The following is a 16,689-nucleotide window of genomic DNA, read 5'->3' as shown; positions in this document are numbered from 1 at the left end:
CGCAAGGAGCAGACAGCATGTCCAGCGCCAACGACTTCCTCATGTCCGGCGGCACCACCTCCGCCAAGTTCCCCGCGTACGGGGCCAGCGTCACCGGCACCATCTGCCGGCAGCCCGAAGTCCAGCAGCAGCGCGACTACACCACCGGCGAGCCCAAGTTCTGGAAGGACGGCTCCCCCATGCAGCAGCTGCAGGTCGTCCTCGCCACCGACGAGCGCGACCCCGAGATCCCCACCGACAACGGCGAGCGGGCGATCTACGTGAAGGGCGCCATGAAGAAGGCCATGCAGGACGCCGTTCGCAAGTCCGGCGCCAACGGCCTGGAGATCGGTGGACGGGTCACCGTCACCTACACCAGCGACGGCGAGGCCGTTGGCAAGGGCAAGGCTCCCAAGCTCTACGCCGTCACCTACGCGCCACCGCAGGCCACCTCCGCCAACGACGTTCTCAACGCTCCCGACCCGGGCGACGCCGCTCCCGGTTCCGCGAACGCGCCGCTGAACGCGGATGGGCTGGCCGCCGCCGGACTCACCCCCGAGCAGATCGCCGCGATCATGCAGAACGCCAAGTAGGACTCCTGCCCGACCGGTTCAAGCCGGGGCCCACGTGCGAGCCGTGGACGGGCGCGAAGAAAGGGGGTGCGACATGCCCTTGGTGCGCATCGTCGTAGACGGCTCCGAAGCTCTCGTCCGCTCGCCCTTCGAGGCGAAGGACCTCATCAAGTCGATGCCCGACCGCAAATGGTCGCCCGCCGACAAGGCATGGGTCATCCCAGCCGATGACGTCGTTGACCTTCAGGCGGTCCTCTCCGCGTCCGGCTACCAGGTGATCGTCACCCACAAGCAGAAGGCGAAGCAGGAACGCCGCGAGCAGCCGCGCACAGGGCGCTCCACCAACCAGACGTGGGCGGACCTCATGCTGGCCAGCCTCACCCCAGACCTCGCGGAGAAGGCGTTCAAGGCCCTCACCCGCGTTCTGCACCCGGACATCGGAGGGTCCACCGAAGCGATGCAGATCCTGAACGCGGCACGCGACCGCGCCGGGCGGGCCCGGTGACCAACCTGCACAACGCCGTCGTCGGCGCGCACCAAGCCGGGCTGTGTGTGATCCCGGTCAAGAACGACGGGAGCAAGGCGCCCGTCTTCAACTGGAAGACCTTCCAGGCCGAACGCCCCTCCCTCGACGTGGTCAACGCCTGGTTCTCCGACGACCGCTACGACGGGTTCGGCGTGATCTGCGGTGCCGTCTCCGGCAACGTCGAGATGCTCGAGCTCGAAGGCCGGGCCGTCACCGAGGGCGTGTTCAACGCCTACTTCGACCTGCTCCACGACCACAACCTCAGCGACCTGTGGGAGCGCGTCACCAGCGGCTACTGCGAGATGACCCCGTCTGGCGGCCTCCACATCCTGATGCGCGTCGACGGCGAGCCTCGAGGCAACACCAAGCTCGCCCGACGCCCGTCCACCACCGAAGAGCTGACCGTGTGGAAGGCGCAGCAGCAGGCCGACGTCGACGCCGAGACCGACGAAGAAGTCCGCGCCCGACGCCAGACCACCCTCGACAAGGTCACGCGCGGCGAGCAGGTCCCCCAGGTGCTCATCGAGACGCGCGGCGAAGGCGGATTCGTCGTCGTCGCGCCCTCCGGCGGCCGGTCACACCCCACGGGCAGAGCCTGGACGATGGTCCGCGGCGGGTTCGCCTCGATCGCCACCGTCACCGAAGACGAGCGGGACGCCCTCCACGCGATCGCCACGCTGCTCGACACCATGCCCGCCGCCGAGCCCCCGTCCCCACAGCGTGTGGGGCAGAGCCCCACGCACGACACCGACGCAGGAGTGCGCCCCGGGGACGACTTCAACGCCCACGCCGACTGGGCGGACATCCTCCAGCCACACGGCTGGAAGCACGCGCGCACCTTCGGCCGGGCACGAGGCTGGACCCGCCCGGGCAAGGGCATCGGCCTATCCGCCACCACCGGCCGCAACGACGGCGACAACCTCTACGTCTTCTCCAGCTCCACCATCTTCGACACCGAGAAGCCCTACTCCAAGTTCGCCGCCTACACGCTGCTCGAGCACGGCGGGAACTACGCCAACGCCGCCCGGGCGCTCCGCCTTCGCGGCTACGGCAGCGAACGGCCCCGCGACGACTTCAGCGGCCTGCTGTCCAACCCTCCCAAGCGCGGCAGCGACGAAGACGACGAAGAAGACGACCGGGACGACGACTTCGCCTTTCTCCTCGGCGAGGACGGCAACCTGGCCACCGTGCACCCGATCCGCCCCAAGGCGGAGCCGGCGCCCGACGGAGTAGCCGAGACGACCTATCGGTACAGCGAAGACCGCAACGCCCTGGCGCTGATCGAACGCTTCGGCAACACGATCCGCTACTGCCCCGACCGCAGCAGATGGCTCGCCTGGGACGGTCGCCGGTGGCAGTGGTGTGAGTCGGGCGGAGGCATCGTTGCCGAGTACGCCAAGAAGATCGCCCGAGCCCTGCCCGAGCACGAGAACGTCGACCGGAAGTACAAGGCCGCGTCCCTGTCCGCACGGGGGATCAACGCCTCCCTCACGCTCGCCAGATCCGATCCGCGGGTCATGGTCCCCTACTCCGCGCTCGACGCGAACCCGTGGGAGCTCAACACCCCCGGCGGCATCATCGACCTGCGCACCGGCCAGCTCCTCCCTTCTGACCCCGCCAAGCTGCACACCCGCATGACCACGGCCACGCCCGACTTCGACGCCGACCTCGGCCGCTGGGGCGCCTTCCTCGCCGACACCTTCGGCGGCGACCAGGAGCTCGTCGAGTACATGCAGCGCCTGGTCGGCTACAGCGCCGTCGGAGAGGTGGGGCCGCACATCCTGCCCTTCTGCTTCGGCAGCGGCGGGAACGGCAAGGGCGTCTTCCTCGAGGCGTGCGCTCACGTGCTGGGCGACTACTCCGGAAAGGCGCCCCGCGGCTTCCTCACCGTGAAGACCAGCGACCCGCACCCCCAGGAGATCGCGAAGCTGGCCGGCGCACGGTTCGTCCTGTGCTCCGAAACCAACGAGGGCGACAAGTTCGACGAGTCCAAGGTGAAGGAGTTGACCGGAGGTGACAGTCTCACCGGGCACTTCATGCGCGAGAACGACTTCACCTTCACCCCCTCCCACACGCTGTGGCTGATGGGCAACAACAAGCCGTCCGTCCGCAGCGGCGGCCGGTCATTCTGGCGGCGGCTCCGCCTCATCGGGTTCGAGCACGAGGTTCCCGAAGGGCAAGCGGTCGACGACCTGCAAGGCATCCTGGCGCGCGAACACGGCGCCGTGGTGATGGCCTGGATCGCACGTGGGGCAGCGGCATACGCCGCCCACGGCCTGGCCGAGCCGAAGAGCGTCACGGAGGCCACAGCCGAGTACCAGAAAGAACAGGAAACCGTAGACCGGTTCGTCGATGAACGCTGCCACATCGGAGGCGGGAACCAGGTCACGGTCAAGGTGGCCGCTCTGTACGCGGCGTACGAGAAGTGGTGCGCCGCCGAGCGGTGCGACCCGGTCACCAAGACCTCCTTCACGCTCAAGCTCAAGAAGTTCGGAGTGGAGGCCGCCAAGGGCGGTAAGGGCGTCCGGATCTACATCAACATCGCGCTGCTGTCCGATGAGGACGACGACTCCAGAGAGTCGTGGTTCAGATGATCAAGACCTCAAGGGTGGCAGGTTGGGTGGCAGGTTTGATTTCCGGCGCCTGCCTGCCTGAGCTGGGAAAACTCCACAATGGGTGGCAGGTTGGGTGGCAGGTTGAAACCGAACCTGCCACCCCATTGAGCTGCGAAAACACCGCGACACGCCGCTATGGGTGGCAGGTTTTTCAAGCTTGTGCAGCCTTAACGCGCGCACGCGCGCACGCGCAGGCCATCGCCGTCATGGGTGAAAACGGCGAAACCTGCCACCCGAACGGCCAGAAAAGCAGTGTTTGTGCAGCTCAGAGACCCAAGCTGGGGCGTTCAACCTGCCACCCAAACCTGCCACCCCGGGCAGTACGCCATGACTGAACACCTCATCGACCGAGCGCTCAAGCTCGGCACGTGCCCCCGCTGCCGCGCAACCATCCTCGCCGGACACAACGCCGGCATCTTCACCCTCGTCGATCCTCAACCCCTCGACCGCCACGCCGAGATGCTCGCGCTGCTCTCCGGCCGCCACACCTACGACCTCATCACCGAAGGCATCCCCGCCAGGCTCTACGCCGAATGGCGGAGCACCTTCCGCATCAACGGCGCCCGACGACACCCCGTCGTCGCCTCGCATCCATGCCGAGGCCGCGGATTCACCCCTGCGGAGGTCGCCAAGCCACCGGCACCCGTCCAGCTCGCCATCCCCTTCTAGGAGGCCCTCTTGACCACCGTGTCGCCCAAGCCCCGCCGGCTGACCCTCCTGGAGCGGGCCACCGAAACAGCCGGGCCCTGCAGAGCCTGCGAACGGCTCAAAAGAGCCGACGAGGAGGGATGGGAGGCGTGCGACTACTGCGACGTCAACCCGTACGAATTCAAGAAGATCACCCAGAAGGAGCTCACCCCGTGACCACCACCGCCGACCCGGTCTACACGCTCGACGGCTTCGCCCGCTCCAGCCTGCTCGAGCACAGCGACGGCTGGAGGGCCGCCATCGCGTGGCTCGCCACCAGTCCCGCCCGCCTGGAGGTCATCAACGTCGCCCGCATCTGGCGCGACCTCCACGACGGTGGCTACACCGGCTGCGACACCGTCACCTACGACGCCAAGACCTTCCCCGGCCTCATCAGCTTCCTCGAGGACACCCCGAGCGAGATCCACGTCTTCAACGGCGTCAAGGAGATGGCCGACATCAACCGGCGTCAGGGCACCAACTACGCGCCCTGGCCCAAGAAGGCCTTCAACGTCTCCTTCGACTCCGGGTTCCTGCTCGGCTTCGCCGCCGCCTGCGACACCGCGATGAGGATGCGGTGAACGACCTCAGGGCGCCCTCCGACGAGGACATCATCCGCGTCTGCATCACGCTCCTGCGTGCCCGCAAGGATGAGAACGAGGTCAAGAAGCTGATCGAGCGCGAGCTTGCCTACTACCACCCCGGCCTGCACCCCGCCATCCTCAAGGTCGTCCTCCGGGTTGTTGTTGCCCAGTTCTTCAAGACCACGGCCAACCGGGTTGATCACGAGATCGGTTGGGAGTTCGTCGACGCCGGCCTCGACCTTCAGGAAGCCGCCACCAATGGCGCCTTGGAGAGCGACGAGGACAACCCGCCGCCCCTCGCCATCGTGAACGCCACCTAGCAACACGCCCAACCAGCGCTCGCACTGAAGTCCCACCGGGACTTCAGTGCCCTGGGAGGGCTGGACGTACGAAATGTACGTGCAGGTCGCCCCGGCTTCCCGGCGCCGGGAAGCCGGACAACCAGCACCGTTCCATCAGCTTCACCCGGGTCTCCTCCGTCCTTGTCTCCACCGAGGACGGAGGAGCCCGGCGCTCCACCCAGCACCATCGCACCTCTTGGGGGACATGTTGAGGACCGAGATCGTCTACGCGAACCTGGCCGCGATCAGGACGTACCTGCCGCAGCTGGACGCGGCTCTTGTCCCGTCGAACACGCGACGCCGCTGGCATCAGCGCGACATGTCCGCAGAGCATCAGGCGCGGATGAACGCGCTCGCGGTGTCGGAGCGGGAAGCGAAAGAGATCAACCTGAGGAACGGGCTGAAGGCTCTGGGCGATGGGAGGGCGCCGCTCAACCTGACCGTTCTCGACGCCCGCGACGTCGTCCAGGTCGGCATCGTCGAGATGGAGGAGGCGGTCTGCGAGGCGCTCGCCATGACACCATCCGCCCATACCCCGACGAGGGAGCGCATCACCAGGATCATCGGCCTGCTGGACCGGCTCGTCTGGCACGAAGACCTCGCCGAGCACGTCCACGACGAAGCACGCCGCCTCCGCCAGACCGCACGCATCGCACTCGGCGAAACCGAGCCGATCGTCCGCCTGTCGCTGCGCTGCGTCGTCTGCGAGTCCCTCAGCCTGCGAGCGCTCCTCGAACGCGGCGACGTCGTCTGCGTCAGCCAGGACTGCCGCTGCGACGACCAGGACTGCCCCTGCTGGCGGGAGGAGCCCCGCCGCCACTCGTGGCCCTTCGAGCACTGGCCCTGGCTCCTGCCTCTCCTCACCGAAGGAGTAGGCGTCGAGGCCCCCTCATCTGAGGTCGGAAATCTATAAAGGCAAGATCGGAGAAGCCGGATGACACAACTACTCCCGACCGATGACGACCTCAGCGTCTACGTCGTCCAGGTCGAGACAACAGGCCTGTGGGAAGTGGGCTGCTGCAACTCGGTGTGCTCTCACCTCCATCACGAGGTGGGCCAGTACAGATCTAAGGGCCACGCCGAAGCGGCTGCAAAGCGGCACCGCCTCCACATCCGACGCGAGACCACCAAACGGGCCGAGCGCGCATCGGACACGGTGACGATCCCGCGCGACGCCTACCTCAGGCTTGTGAAGGTGGCTGCCTACGTGTCCCGTGGCCTCTCCTTCGTCGGTGTCGACCCTTACCCTGACGCCGCCGCCAGGTTTGCGCTGGGCGCCCTCGACAACATCGGCCTTATCCCTGAGGGGGAGGGATCTTGAGCCACACCCAGCCGGTCGACCTCGACACCTTGTTCACCGCCGAAGAGGCCGCCGCCGAGGTCGGCGTAGCACGACAGACGATCTACGTCTGGGTGAACCGCGGCTATCTCAAGCACGCAGCGAAGCAAGGCCACCTGAAACTGTTCCGCCTGGAGGACGTGTTCGAGGCGGAGAAGTCACGCGATCGCTCACGCAGACGAAAGGTGTAAGACCTGCTAGATTTGTCTGCGAGATCCAAATGCATATGGATCAGTTGTGCCTAAGGCCCGGTTCGCCGGGCTTTCCGCGTTTCTTGGGCCCTTCCAAGTGGTCGTTCCGCCAAGATGTCGCTGTGACACCGCGTCCCGAGCCCTCACCGACTCCTACCGTCACGGTTACCGTCCCGGTTCCCGTCGCCACCCCGCAAGTCACCATGACGGTGCATCAGGATCCGCCCGACCAGCCGCACTCGATCGAATACATCGACGGCGTCGGGTCGATGCTTGCTGCTCTAGCAGCAGCCATCGGTTTGATCATCGCACTCATCCAGGCATCAAAGGCTCGCAGTGAAGCCACTCAGCAGCTCCAGGACGAGCGCGACGCGGCGGACCGGCGCCTTCAAGCGCAGCTTGATGCCCAGCGCGAGCGAGACCGCCGTGACTTCGTGATCGACCAGCTTCAACGAGTCGGCGATCTCTACGCAGAGAAGATCTGGGCAAGTTCAGGCAGCCGCGCGGACTACGAGAACAAGGCGATGCGTCAGCTGGAGATACATCTGCCGGCCATCCCCGGCGCATACGCATCGCTCCTTAAGCTCTATGCCGGCCTGGAGCTGAATGAGGAAGCCACCGCTGAAGCGCAGCGCCGACTCGGCACGGGAGATCTCACGGCTCTTCGCGGCATGATCAACTCAGCTCTGGTCGGGGAGGAATTGGCCGACAACATCAGCGAGCTCCTTGCAGAGAGGGCGGATGACCTCGACGGGGCGTGAGATCCTCTCGTAGAGCTGCCTCGCAGCGATCTTCCTGACGTTCAGAATCGGCGTCACCGTCCTGCCCCACAAGCCCGTGAGCCCCATCCTCCCCAAGCGGGACCTACGTACATCCCCACACGCGCGACAGGATCCGCCTTCGGCGCCGACATAACCTTTGGCACCGTGAAGTCGTTAAGAAGGTAGGGCCACCCACGCGGTCAACGTCGATGGCCCTACGGTGAAACTAGTGCTTGATCAGCCAGATCGCAGCGTTCGCTGCGGCCCCGGCAGCAATCAGGATCAAGCACAGGCGGATCGTCCGTGACCAGCTCGTCAAGGCAGATCGGACGGTCCGCCACCACTCGTTGTCAGCCTCTTTCGCGGGCGGGTCCACCCTGGCTCCTTTCATTCAAGGGGCTGCGCCAGTCGCTCGACACGATGGCGCCTCTACTTCCCCAAACGATTGAGAGTCCCGACGGGTACGGATACCGAGAGGCGGCATCCATGCCAGTTCGTTCGTCGGTCTGCGCCTGCACGGGATGCGCAGGATGCGGAGACCGTTGCACGGCCATCACCAGCGGCGGTAGGTGCGACACTTGCAACCGCACCGCAGACCGGGCACGAGGCACCGCAGCACAACGCGGCTATGGCTCCCGTCACCGCAGACGCTTCCGAGACAAGGTCCTCGAACGTGACCCCATCTGCGTCATCCCCCAGTGCACCCAGCCCAGCACCGAGGCCGACCACCACCCGCTCGACCGCAGAGAGCTGGAACGCGGAGGCCTCGACCCCAACGACCCACGTCACGGACGCGGCCTATGTGGACACCACCACAAGGTCGAGACCAGCAAGCATCAGCCCGGAGGCTGGAACGCCCGATGACACCCAGCGCGGTCACACAACGTGACCACAATGCCTGCATCTCCGCAGGTCAGAGCGCTGCGCGTTTCCGCAGGTCAGAGGCCTGGGGGGATGCCCCCGGATGTCCGATTTTCCGGGACCGCCGGGGAGGCGGATTTCTGCGCGTACGCATCCCCTGACTTTCGACCACCAGATCCATCACCCTCTGTGACTGCTCGCAAGGGGCTGTCACCCCGCAACGGGATGAGGTAGTCATGCCCCCGACACCGAAGCCGGCGCACATGCGCCAGCGCCGTAACAAGGCCTCGACGAGCGCAAAGCTGCAGGCCGATCCCCAGATGAAGGCCCCCGAGCTGCCCGCGCGCGACTGGCAGCCGATGACGCTCGCCTGGTGGGCGGATGTGTGGGCGTCGCCGATGGCGCCCGAGTTCGACGCCTCCGACCGGCACGGTCTGTTCGTGCTGGCTGTGCTCATCGACGAGTTCTGGGTGAACCCGAGCAAGGACCTGGCTGGGGAGATCCGGCTGCAGCGCCAGTCGTTCGGCTTGTCGCCGATCGACCGCCGGCGGCTGCAGTGGGAGATCGACCGCGGTGACGAGGCCGCGTCGCGGACGAAGAAGCGGCGGACGGTCACGGAGAAGGCGTCCGAGCCTGCCGTGGATCCGCGCTCGATTCTGCACGCGGTGTAGGTCGTGGGGCTGCTGATCGTTCCGGGCGCCGATGAGGAGGCGTGGCCGACGCTGGGTCCTCAGGTGTGCGATCTGCTCGAGGAGCGGTCGGTGCACGGGCCTGGGGACCTTCGTGGGAAGCCGTATCGGCTGGATGCGGAGAAGCGGGCGCTGATCTACCGCTGGTACGAGGTGTATCCGCAGAAGCATCGGCGCGCGGGCAAGCGCCGGTTCAAGCGCGTCGGGTTGAGCGTGCGGAAGGGCACCGCCAAGACCGAGCTGGCCGCGGCGGTCGCGTTCGCCGAGCTCCACCCGGAAGGGCCGGTCCGCTGCGACGGGTTCGACGCCCACGGGGAGCCTGTCGGCGTGCCGGTGATCGACCCCTACATTCCGATGGTCGCCTACACCGAGGAGCAGACCGAGGATCTGGCCTACGCGGCGCTGCTGGTGATGGTGCTGGAGGGTGAGGACGTCGACTTGTTCGACCCGGGCCTGGAGCGCATCATGCGCGCCGGCGGCGACGGGAAGGCGGTCGCGCTGGCCGCGGCGCCGGACTCTCGCGACGGTGCCCGGACGACGTTCCAGCACTTCGACGAGACCCACCGGTTCATCTTGCCGAGGCTGAAGTCCGCCCACCAGACGATGCTGGCGAACATCCCCAAACGCATGTTGGCCGACCCGTGGTCGCTGGAGACGACGACCACGTACACGCCCGGCGAGGGCAGCGTGGCCGAGGGGACGCACGAGTACGCCGAGCTCGTCGACGGCGGCAAGGCGCACGACAAGACGCTGTTCTTCTTCCACCGCGAGGCCACCCCGGTCCCGGAGGAGGACCTGTCCGATCCGGAGACGATCCGGGCCGCGGTCGCCGAGGCGTCCGGGCCCGCGATTGCCGGGTGGCCGGACTTTGAGGGCCAGGTCGACGCGATCGTGTCGCTGTACAACCAGCCGGACACAGACCGCTCCTACTGGGAGCGGGTGTGGTTGAACCGCAGGGTGCAGTCCGGCCAGCAGGCGTTCGACGCCGCGCGTTGGAAGGAGCTGTCCCGGCCGGGGACCGTCATCCCGGACGGGGAGCTGATCGTCATCGGGTTCGACGGCGCGCAGTTCCACGACGCGACCGGTCTGATCGCCACGGACGTGGTGACGGGCTTCCAGTGGCCGCTCGGCATCTGGGAGCGGCCGGTCGGGGTCGAGGACTGGGAGTGCCCCGAGCACGAGGTGTCGGCGGCGCTGGAGGAGGCGATGGGCCGCTGGCAGGTGTGGCGCGTCTACGCCGACCCGCCCTACTGGGACGGCACCATCAACGCCTGGCGCGGCAAGTACGGCGACAAGCGGGTCATCGAGTGGTGGACGAACCGGATGCTGCAGATGGCCCACAGCTTGCGCAACTACGCGGGCGCGATGACGTCCGGCGCGGTCACTAACAGCGGCGACCCGGTGTTCGCCCAGCACGTCGGTAACTCCCGCAAGCACAAGTTGAAGCAGGTCGACGAGCAAGGCCAGCCCCTGTGGGTGATCCGCAAGGAACGCCCGGACTCGCCGAAGAAGATCGACGCCGCGATGGGCGGCTGCCTGTCGTGGGAGGCCCGCTGCGACGCGGTCGCGGCCGGCGCCAAGAAGAAGAACCGCTCATCCAAGGTGATCGTCATGAGGTGAGGTGGACATGGCCCGCACGGACCTGGAATGGCTGAAGCACCTCATCGCCTGCCACGACAAGGAACTGCCCGAGCTGCGAGAGCTTGATGCTTACTACGAGGGCGAGCAGCCCTTGTCGTACATGGCGCCCGAGCTGATCCAGGAGCTGGACGACCGCGTCCGGCAGATGGTCATCGAGTGGCCCCGCCTGGTCGTGGACTCGATCGAGGAGAGGCTCGATGTCGAAGGATTCCGGTTCGGCAACCAGGCCGAGGCGGACGCGGAGCTGTGGCGCATCTGGCAGGCGAACAACATGGACGGGCAGTCGCAGGAGTCCCACGTGGACGCCCTGGTGATGAAGCGGTCGTTCGCCATCGTCGGCACGAACGAGGGCGACAAGAAGACGCCCATCATCACGGTCGAGTCGCCGCTGGACGTGTACGCCGAGCGGGACCCGCGCACTCGAAAGATCGCCGCAGTGGTGAAGCGATGGACTGAGGAAGACGCCGAGCGTGCCACCCTCTACCTGCCGAACGCGAACGTGTGGTGGACGAAGGACGAGAACGGCGAATGGGTCGAGGACGACCGCGACGACCACAACCTCGGCGAGGTCCTGGTCGAGCCGATCGTGAACCGGCCCCGCCTGAAGCGGCCGGGTGTCTCGGAGCTGAAGCCGGTCCTGTCGGTCTCGGACGCAGCCTGCAAGATCGCCACGGACATGATGGTGTCCGCGGAGTTCCATGCCGCGCCGCGCCGGTACGCGATCGGCGTCGACGAGGACGACTTCACCGACGAGCAGGGCAACAAGGTATCCGCGCTGAAGCGGATCATCGGCCGGATCTGGGCTATCGGGAAGCACAAGCAGGAGGACGGCATCGAGGTCGGGCAGTTCCCTGAGGCGAACCTGGCCAACTTCCACGAGACGCTCAAGCTCCTCGCGATGATCGTCGCTTCCCTTGCTGGTCTGCCGTCGCGTTTCCTGGGCCACGCCACCGACAACCCGGCCTCCGCAGATGCGATCCGGTCGGACGAGGCGCGGCTGGTGAAGCGGGCCGAGCGCAAGCAGAAGTCGTTCGGAGGATCGTGGGAGCGGGTCATGCGGCTGGTGCTGCTGGTCCGCGACGGCAAGATCCCTGCTGAGTCGATGAGCCTGGAGACGCTGTGGCGGGACGCGTCCACGCCGACGATCGCCCAGTCGGCCGACGCCTCGGTGAAGCTCTACACGGCGAAGATCGTCCCCCTGCGGCAGACGCGTGAGCGGCTCGGCTTCACACAGATCCAGATCGACCGGATGGAAGAGGAAGACGAGAAGGCCGCCAATGACGCGTTCGCGCGCGTGATGGCCGGCGACCTGGCCGCGCTCACCGGCGCAAAGCCGCCCCGCGAAGAGCCCGAACCAGAACCGGAACCAGAGCTGGTGGGGTAGCCGATGGCCAGCGTCGAGCAGATCATCGCCGCGCACTACCGGCTGCAACAGGCGATCTCCCGGCGGGCCGCCCAGCAGGCGCAGGAGCTGTGGTCGCAAGTCGACGCGGGTCACGTGCTCGACTCGTGGCTGGTAGTGCTCGCCACGATGATCCGGGTGCTGACCGGCGGCCAGCTGGCCGCCGCTGAGCAGGCCCAGCCGTACCTGGACGCGCTGGCCGCCGCCCAGAACCTGCCACCGGCCCTGCTGGCGGTGGACCCGGCCGCGCTGGCCGGTGTCGCCGCCGACGGACGCCCGTTGGCCAGCCTGCTCACGCAGCCCGCGCTGCGCACCCTGGGCCTGCTGGCGCGCGGCGCCGACGACCAGGACGCGCTCCGGGCAGGGCTCGCCAGCCTGGTGCGGATCGTCGACACCGAGATCTCGGACGCCTCCCGCACCGCTGACCAGGTGGGCATCACCGGCCGCCGCGAGTGGGTCACCTACGTCCGGCACGTCACCCTGCCTGCGTGCGGCCGGTGCGTCATCCTGGCCGGGCGCACCTACTCGTGGTCGACGGGGTTCGCGCGGCATGAGCGGTGCGACTGCACGATGGTCCCCCACAGGGAAGGCGACACCCCGCCGCCGACCCCGCGGCAGTTGTTCGACGAGATGTCCGAGGACGAGCAGGCTCGGGCCTTCACCGTCGGCGGCGCGGAGGCCATCCGGCTCGGCGCCGACCTGGGCCAGGTCGTCAACGCCCGGCGCGGCGTGCGCACCGTCATGGGCGGGCGGAAGGCGACCACGGAAGGCACCACCGTCCGCGGCATCGCCGGCAAGAAGATGCGCGACTTCAACGCCGGGGTCCTGCCCGGGGAACGGTATCGCCGGTCGAAGAAGATCCGGCCGATGCCTGAGCAGATCCTGCGCGACGCCGGAGACAACCGCGAGGAGGCGATCCGGCTGCTACGGCAGTACGGCTACCTCCTGGCCACGTCCGGCTGACCCACCATGTGCCCTGCCCACCCCGGCGCCGCAACGGTGGCCGGGCCGATCCCGCAACGGGAGCCCACCATGCACATCGCCCCCTGGCGCTTCGACCTCGCCCGCTTTGACGAGGATCCGCAGCCTCCGGTGCCGGACCCTGGCAACCAGGATCCCGAGCCGGAGCCGGAAGACCTCGGCGACAAGGGCAAGAGGGCGCTCGACGCCATGAAGGCCGAACGCGCCGCCGCCAAGCGTGAAGCCGCCGCGGAGAAGAAGCGCGCCGACGAGCTGGCCGCGAAGGTGGCCGAGTTCGAAGACCGCGACAAGTCCGAGGCCGACAAGCTCGCCGCCCGCGCCGAGCAGGCCGAGCAGCGCGCCCAGGCCGCGACCGCCCGCGCGGTGAAGGCCGAGGTGAAGGCCCTGGCGAGCGACGCGTTCGCGGACCCGACCGACGCCGACCTGCTCGGCGACCTGTCCAAGTACGCCACCGACGACGGCAGCGTGGACACCGTCCAGATCAAGGCCGACCTGGACGAACTCCTGGAGCGCAAGCCGCACCTGCGCAAGCAGGCTGGCACGCGTACGCCGCGCCCGGACCCTTCGCAGGGCTCTCGCCCGGGGCCGGGCCCGGTCGACTTCCGCACCGTCGACAAGGCCACCTACGACGCCGAGATGGCCAAGCTGGGCTTGCGCGCCCGATGATCCGCATCCGCGCCCACCTGGGGCCGGGACACACCTCCATCGAGGTGGACGGACACGAGGGCCACGCCGAGCAGGGCCGCGTGTGCGCCGCGGTGTCGGCCATCGCACAGACCGCGCTACTCGGGCTCCAAGAAGTGGCCCGTCAGCATCCGGACCTCGTGTCCATTCAGATCACTGAGGAGTGACATGAACACCTCGACCGCCCGTTGGGCGTTCCAGCTCGACCGCCACGACGTGCGGTCCACCGTCCCGGCCGCGATCCGCGCCATGCTGCAGAACGGCCTGCTCGACAGGACGTTCCAGGAGGCGCTGCGCCCCGACTTCCTGTTCCCGGCGCTGGCCGACAGCGAGGCGTGGGGCGGCGGCCTGGGCGACACCAAGACCTTCACCCGCAAGGGCCTGCTCGCCCCGGTCACCACCGCGATCACCGGCTCCGACGCGTCGGCGGCCACGTACTCGATCGAGCAGTGGTCGGTCACCATGGACCAGTACGGCAACTCGGTCGACACCAATATGCTGATCTCGGCGCACGCGCTGGCCAGCAAGTACGCGGCCGACGTGCAGACGCTCGGCATCAACGCGGGCCAGTCGCTGAACCAGATCTGCCGCAACAAGCTGTACGCCGCCTACGCGGGCGGGCGCACCTGGGCCACCGCGGCGGCCACCACCGACACCTCGATCATCGTGCAGAGCACGAACGGCTTCACGCACGTCATGGTCAACGGGGTGCCCACCCCGGTCAGCCCGACCAACCCGCTCCCGGTCACGATCGAGGGCGTCGCGAACACCGTCACCGCGGTCAACACCGGCACCAACACGCTGACGCTCGGCACCACCCGCGTCGATGTGGTGGGCGACTACGTGGTGGCCTCCAACGCGCCGGTCACCATCCGGCCCACCGGCGACACCGCCTATGACCTGTCCACGTCGAACGTGGCGACGTTCGCGCTGTTCCGCGCTGCGGTCACCCGCCTGCGGAAGATGAACGTCCCCACCGTCGGCGGACACTACGTCGCCCACATCGACCCCGACACCGAGGCGCAGCTGTTCTCCGACTCCGACTTCAAGCAGGCGCTGCAGGGCCGCGTCGACTCCCCGATCTACCGGGACCTGTCGATCGGCCGGTTTGGCGGCATCGACTGGGTGCGCAACAACGAGACCCAGACGCTTCTGGGCGGCTCGGCGGGGAACGTGACCGTGCACCGGCCGATCGTCATGGGCGGAAGCGCGCTCATCGCCGCGCCGTTCTCCGAGATGGGCAGCCTGCTGCAGGGCACCGGCGTGGACGACGTCCCGGAGATCTCGATGGTGCAGGCGGCGCCGGGCGTCAGCGTCGCGCTGATCGTGCGCCCCCCGTCCGACCGGTTCCAGCAGACGCTGTCCACCACCTGGTCGTGGGTCGGCGACTTCGGTGTGCCGACCGACTCGCTCGCCAACGGCGACGCCTCGCTGTACAAGCGGGCCGTCGTCATCGAGCACGGCTGAGCCGGGGGCACGGATGCGTATCCGAGCGCTCCAGCCGGTCAAGGCGTACTGGAACTACCAGGTGCACGAGCTGGCCGAGGGCGACATCGTCAAGGGCGGCCTGGCCGAGCACCTGGCCGACGACCCCCGCGTCGAGGTCCTCGACCAGCCCGCCGAAACCCCGGCGGGCGACGGGGAACTCGACATCACCGGGACGGTCGACGAGGTGCTCGCCTGGGTCGGCGACGACCCCGGCCGGGCCGCCGAGGCACACGCCGCGGAGCAGGCCAAGGACACGCCGCGCTCCACGCTGCTGGCCAAGCTGGCCAAGCTGGCCGAGATCATCGACCCGGACTGACGGGAGGCCACCGTGTCCCTGCCCCCGCTCGCCACGGTGGCCGACCTCAACACCCACCTGCAGACCACCCTGCCGACCGACCAGGCCGAGCTCGCCATCCGGCGCGCCTCGGCCCGGGTCCGCAACTACACCCGGCAGATCCTCACCCTCGTGGCCGACGACACCGCCGACGTCGAGGGCGGCGACCGGATCCTCCGCGTCCCGCAGCGCCCCCTCATCGTCGATGACGACCACCCGCTCACGGTGGTCGAGCTCGGCGACTTCGGCGCCATCGACCTCACCCTCACCGAGGACGTCGACTACACCCGGCTCGGCAACGAGCTCACCCGCGGCCACCCCTCGCACTGGGGCACCAGAACGATGGGCTGGCCGTACAGCAGGGTGCGCGGCGTGTGGGCGCCCCGGGTGCGGCTGACCTACAGCCACGGCTACGCCGAGATCCCCGACGACATCGTCGACGTCGTGCTCGACCTCGCCTCCGTGAACGTCACCAACGTCAAGGGGCTGCGGTCGGAGGCGATCGACGACTACCAGGTGACGTACGCGACCGAGACCGTCGGCAACGCCCGCCTCACCAAGGACCACAAGGCCGAGCTGCGCGGCTACCGCGGCGGCCTCACCTCGCTGAGGCTGTCATGAGCGTCGAAGACGTGCTGGCCGCCGGCCGCGCCGCGGCGCTCACGCTGATGCGCGACACATGCAAGGTCGAGCGCAAGAGCGGCGCCCCGGTCCTCGACCCGGACACCGGCCTATACGTCCAGGCATGGGCGACCATCCACGCCGAGCTCATCTGCCGGGTCAAGCCCCGCACCTCATCCGAGACCGAGTGGGGTGAGCATGAGGTCACCCTCCACCAGTACGCGGTCGGACTCCCGTGGGACACCACGCCCGCCATCGGCCGCGAGGACCGGCTGACGGTGCTCACCTCGGACGACGCGTGGCTGGTCGGCCGCCCGCTGGAAGTCGTCGCGATCAGCCTCGCCGGCACGTCCACCACGCGCCGCATCCTCGTCGAGGACAAGGAGGGGTGAG

The 16,689-nt window shown here is 68.1% G+C and carries 21 protein-coding genes; all 21 read left to right on the top strand.

Translation table 11 applies throughout. The features are described from left to right. Nucleotides 1-17: 17 nt before the first annotated feature. On the top strand, nucleotides 18-572 hold the full coding sequence (locus ACIBH1_RS05595; protein WP_397312394.1) for a hypothetical protein: 555 nt from the start codon (nucleotides 18-20) through the stop codon (nucleotides 570-572). A 73-nt stretch (nucleotides 573-645) separates the two neighbouring features. Then, nucleotides 646-1,056 (top strand): hypothetical protein, encoded by a 411-nt coding sequence (locus tag ACIBH1_RS05590; protein ID WP_397312393.1) that lies wholly within the window; start codon nucleotides 646-648, stop codon nucleotides 1,054-1,056. Beyond that, nucleotides 1,053-3,671, top strand: coding sequence for a phage/plasmid primase, P4 family (locus ACIBH1_RS05585; protein ID WP_397312392.1), 2,619 nt, complete (start codon nucleotides 1,053-1,055; stop codon nucleotides 3,669-3,671). The genes ACIBH1_RS05590 and ACIBH1_RS05585 overlap by 4 nt, the downstream gene beginning before the upstream one ends. A 348-nt stretch (nucleotides 3,672-4,019) precedes the next feature. Beyond that, nucleotides 4,020-4,361, top strand: coding sequence for a hypothetical protein (locus ACIBH1_RS05580; protein ID WP_397312391.1), 342 nt, complete (start codon nucleotides 4,020-4,022; stop codon nucleotides 4,359-4,361). A 9-nt stretch (nucleotides 4,362-4,370) separates the two neighbouring features. After that, nucleotides 4,371-4,556 (top strand): hypothetical protein, encoded by a 186-nt coding sequence (locus ACIBH1_RS05575; protein WP_397312390.1) that lies wholly within the window; start codon nucleotides 4,371-4,373, stop codon nucleotides 4,554-4,556. After that, nucleotides 4,553-4,960, top strand: coding sequence for a hypothetical protein (locus ACIBH1_RS05570; RefSeq protein ID WP_397312389.1), 408 nt, complete (start codon nucleotides 4,553-4,555; stop codon nucleotides 4,958-4,960). The genes ACIBH1_RS05575 and ACIBH1_RS05570 overlap by 4 nt, the downstream gene beginning before the upstream one ends. Further along, complete coding sequence (locus tag ACIBH1_RS05565; protein ID WP_397312388.1) at nucleotides 4,957-5,283, top strand: hypothetical protein; 327 nt, start codon at nucleotides 4,957-4,959, stop codon at nucleotides 5,281-5,283. The genes ACIBH1_RS05570 and ACIBH1_RS05565 overlap by 4 nt, the downstream gene beginning before the upstream one ends. 226 nt (nucleotides 5,284-5,509) lie before the next feature. Continuing rightward, nucleotides 5,510-6,217, top strand: coding sequence for a hypothetical protein (locus tag ACIBH1_RS05560; protein WP_397312387.1), 708 nt, complete (start codon nucleotides 5,510-5,512; stop codon nucleotides 6,215-6,217). 21 nt (nucleotides 6,218-6,238) lie between these two features. Then, nucleotides 6,239-6,625, top strand: coding sequence for a hypothetical protein (locus ACIBH1_RS05555; RefSeq protein WP_397312386.1), 387 nt, complete (start codon nucleotides 6,239-6,241; stop codon nucleotides 6,623-6,625). After that, nucleotides 6,622-6,834, top strand: coding sequence for a helix-turn-helix domain-containing protein (locus ACIBH1_RS05550; RefSeq protein WP_397312385.1), 213 nt, complete (start codon nucleotides 6,622-6,624; stop codon nucleotides 6,832-6,834). Before ACIBH1_RS05555 ends, ACIBH1_RS05550 begins: the two co-directional genes overlap by 4 nt. A gap of 122 nt (nucleotides 6,835-6,956) precedes the next feature. After that, complete coding sequence (locus ACIBH1_RS05545; RefSeq protein ID WP_397312384.1) at nucleotides 6,957-7,595, top strand: hypothetical protein; 639 nt, start codon at nucleotides 6,957-6,959, stop codon at nucleotides 7,593-7,595. Nucleotides 7,596-8,692: 1,097 nt separating this feature from the next. Then, a complete protein-coding gene (locus tag ACIBH1_RS05540) occupies nucleotides 8,693-9,127 on the top strand; it encodes a hypothetical protein (protein ID WP_397312383.1) in 435 nt (144 codons plus the stop codon). A 3-nt stretch (nucleotides 9,128-9,130) separates the two neighbouring features. Further along, nucleotides 9,131-10,765, top strand: a complete 1,635-nt coding sequence (locus tag ACIBH1_RS05535) for a hypothetical protein (RefSeq protein WP_397312382.1) — start codon at nucleotides 9,131-9,133, stop codon at nucleotides 10,763-10,765. 7 nt (nucleotides 10,766-10,772) lie between these two features. Beyond that, nucleotides 10,773-12,170, top strand: a complete 1,398-nt coding sequence (locus ACIBH1_RS05530) for a phage portal protein (protein WP_397312381.1) — start codon at nucleotides 10,773-10,775, stop codon at nucleotides 12,168-12,170. A 3-nt stretch (nucleotides 12,171-12,173) separates the two neighbouring features. Further along, nucleotides 12,174-13,151, top strand: coding sequence for a hypothetical protein (locus ACIBH1_RS05525; RefSeq protein WP_397312380.1), 978 nt, complete (start codon nucleotides 12,174-12,176; stop codon nucleotides 13,149-13,151). A 69-nt stretch (nucleotides 13,152-13,220) separates the two neighbouring features. Continuing rightward, nucleotides 13,221-13,835, top strand: a complete 615-nt coding sequence (locus ACIBH1_RS05520; protein ID WP_397312379.1) for a hypothetical protein — start codon at nucleotides 13,221-13,223, stop codon at nucleotides 13,833-13,835. Then, the gene (locus ACIBH1_RS05515; protein WP_397312378.1) at nucleotides 13,832-14,020 is read left to right on the top strand and encodes a ribosomal-processing cysteine protease Prp; all 189 of its coding nucleotides are present in this window, start codon (nucleotides 13,832-13,834) and stop codon (nucleotides 14,018-14,020) included. Before ACIBH1_RS05520 ends, ACIBH1_RS05515 begins: the two co-directional genes overlap by 4 nt. Nucleotide 14,021: 1 nt before the next feature. After that, entirely contained in the window at nucleotides 14,022-15,320 is a 1,299-nt protein-coding gene (locus ACIBH1_RS05510) for a hypothetical protein (protein WP_397312377.1), read from the top strand. A gap of 13 nt (nucleotides 15,321-15,333) precedes the next feature. Further along, nucleotides 15,334-15,657 carry a hypothetical protein gene (locus ACIBH1_RS05505; protein WP_397312376.1) on the top strand — a complete coding sequence of 108 codons (324 nt, stop codon included), beginning with the start codon at nucleotides 15,334-15,336 and terminating at the stop codon, nucleotides 15,655-15,657. A gap of 12 nt (nucleotides 15,658-15,669) precedes the next feature. Then, nucleotides 15,670-16,296: a hypothetical protein gene (locus tag ACIBH1_RS05500; protein ID WP_397312375.1), complete on the top strand. Its 627-nt coding sequence runs from the start codon at nucleotides 15,670-15,672 to the stop codon at nucleotides 16,294-16,296. Beyond that, a complete protein-coding gene (locus tag ACIBH1_RS05495) occupies nucleotides 16,293-16,688 on the top strand; it encodes a DUF6093 family protein (protein WP_397312373.1) in 396 nt (131 codons plus the stop codon). The genes ACIBH1_RS05500 and ACIBH1_RS05495 overlap by 4 nt, the downstream gene beginning before the upstream one ends. Nucleotide 16,689: the final 1 nt, after the last annotated feature.

This window comes from Nonomuraea sp. NPDC050663 (assembly GCF_044456985.1).
In the GTDB taxonomy this organism is placed as follows: domain Bacteria; phylum Actinomycetota; class Actinomycetes; order Streptosporangiales; family Streptosporangiaceae; genus Nonomuraea.
The sequence above is the reverse complement of the archived record's forward strand: the minus strand, read 5'-3'. Positions and strand labels throughout refer to the sequence as shown.

Excerpts from the sequence above, each read along its gene's own strand:
- ACIBH1_RS05595 (WP_397312394.1), top strand. The coding sequence starts at position 18 with ATGTCCAGCGCCAACGACTTCCTCATGTCCGGCGGCACCACCTCCGCC.
- ACIBH1_RS05590 (WP_397312393.1), top strand. The coding sequence starts at position 646 with ATGCCCTTGGTGCGCATCGTCGTAGACGGCTCCGAAGCTCTCGTCCGC.
- ACIBH1_RS05580 (WP_397312391.1), top strand. The coding sequence starts at position 4,020 with ATGACTGAACACCTCATCGACCGAGCGCTCAAGCTCGGCACGTGCCCC.
- ACIBH1_RS05560 (WP_397312387.1), top strand. The coding sequence starts at position 5,510 with ATGTTGAGGACCGAGATCGTCTACGCGAACCTGGCCGCGATCAGGACG.
- ACIBH1_RS05555 (WP_397312386.1), top strand. The coding sequence starts at position 6,239 with ATGACACAACTACTCCCGACCGATGACGACCTCAGCGTCTACGTCGTC.
- ACIBH1_RS05540 (WP_397312383.1), top strand. The coding sequence starts at position 8,693 with ATGCCCCCGACACCGAAGCCGGCGCACATGCGCCAGCGCCGTAACAAG.
- ACIBH1_RS05530 (WP_397312381.1), top strand. The coding sequence starts at position 10,773 with ATGGCCCGCACGGACCTGGAATGGCTGAAGCACCTCATCGCCTGCCAC.
- ACIBH1_RS05525 (WP_397312380.1), top strand. The coding sequence starts at position 12,174 with ATGGCCAGCGTCGAGCAGATCATCGCCGCGCACTACCGGCTGCAACAG.
- ACIBH1_RS05520 (WP_397312379.1), top strand. The coding sequence starts at position 13,221 with ATGCACATCGCCCCCTGGCGCTTCGACCTCGCCCGCTTTGACGAGGAT.
- ACIBH1_RS05515 (WP_397312378.1), top strand. The coding sequence starts at position 13,832 with ATGATCCGCATCCGCGCCCACCTGGGGCCGGGACACACCTCCATCGAG.
- ACIBH1_RS05510 (WP_397312377.1), top strand. The coding sequence starts at position 14,022 with ATGAACACCTCGACCGCCCGTTGGGCGTTCCAGCTCGACCGCCACGAC.
- ACIBH1_RS05505 (WP_397312376.1), top strand. The coding sequence starts at position 15,334 with ATGCGTATCCGAGCGCTCCAGCCGGTCAAGGCGTACTGGAACTACCAG.
- ACIBH1_RS05495 (WP_397312373.1), top strand. The coding sequence starts at position 16,293 with ATGAGCGTCGAAGACGTGCTGGCCGCCGGCCGCGCCGCGGCGCTCACG.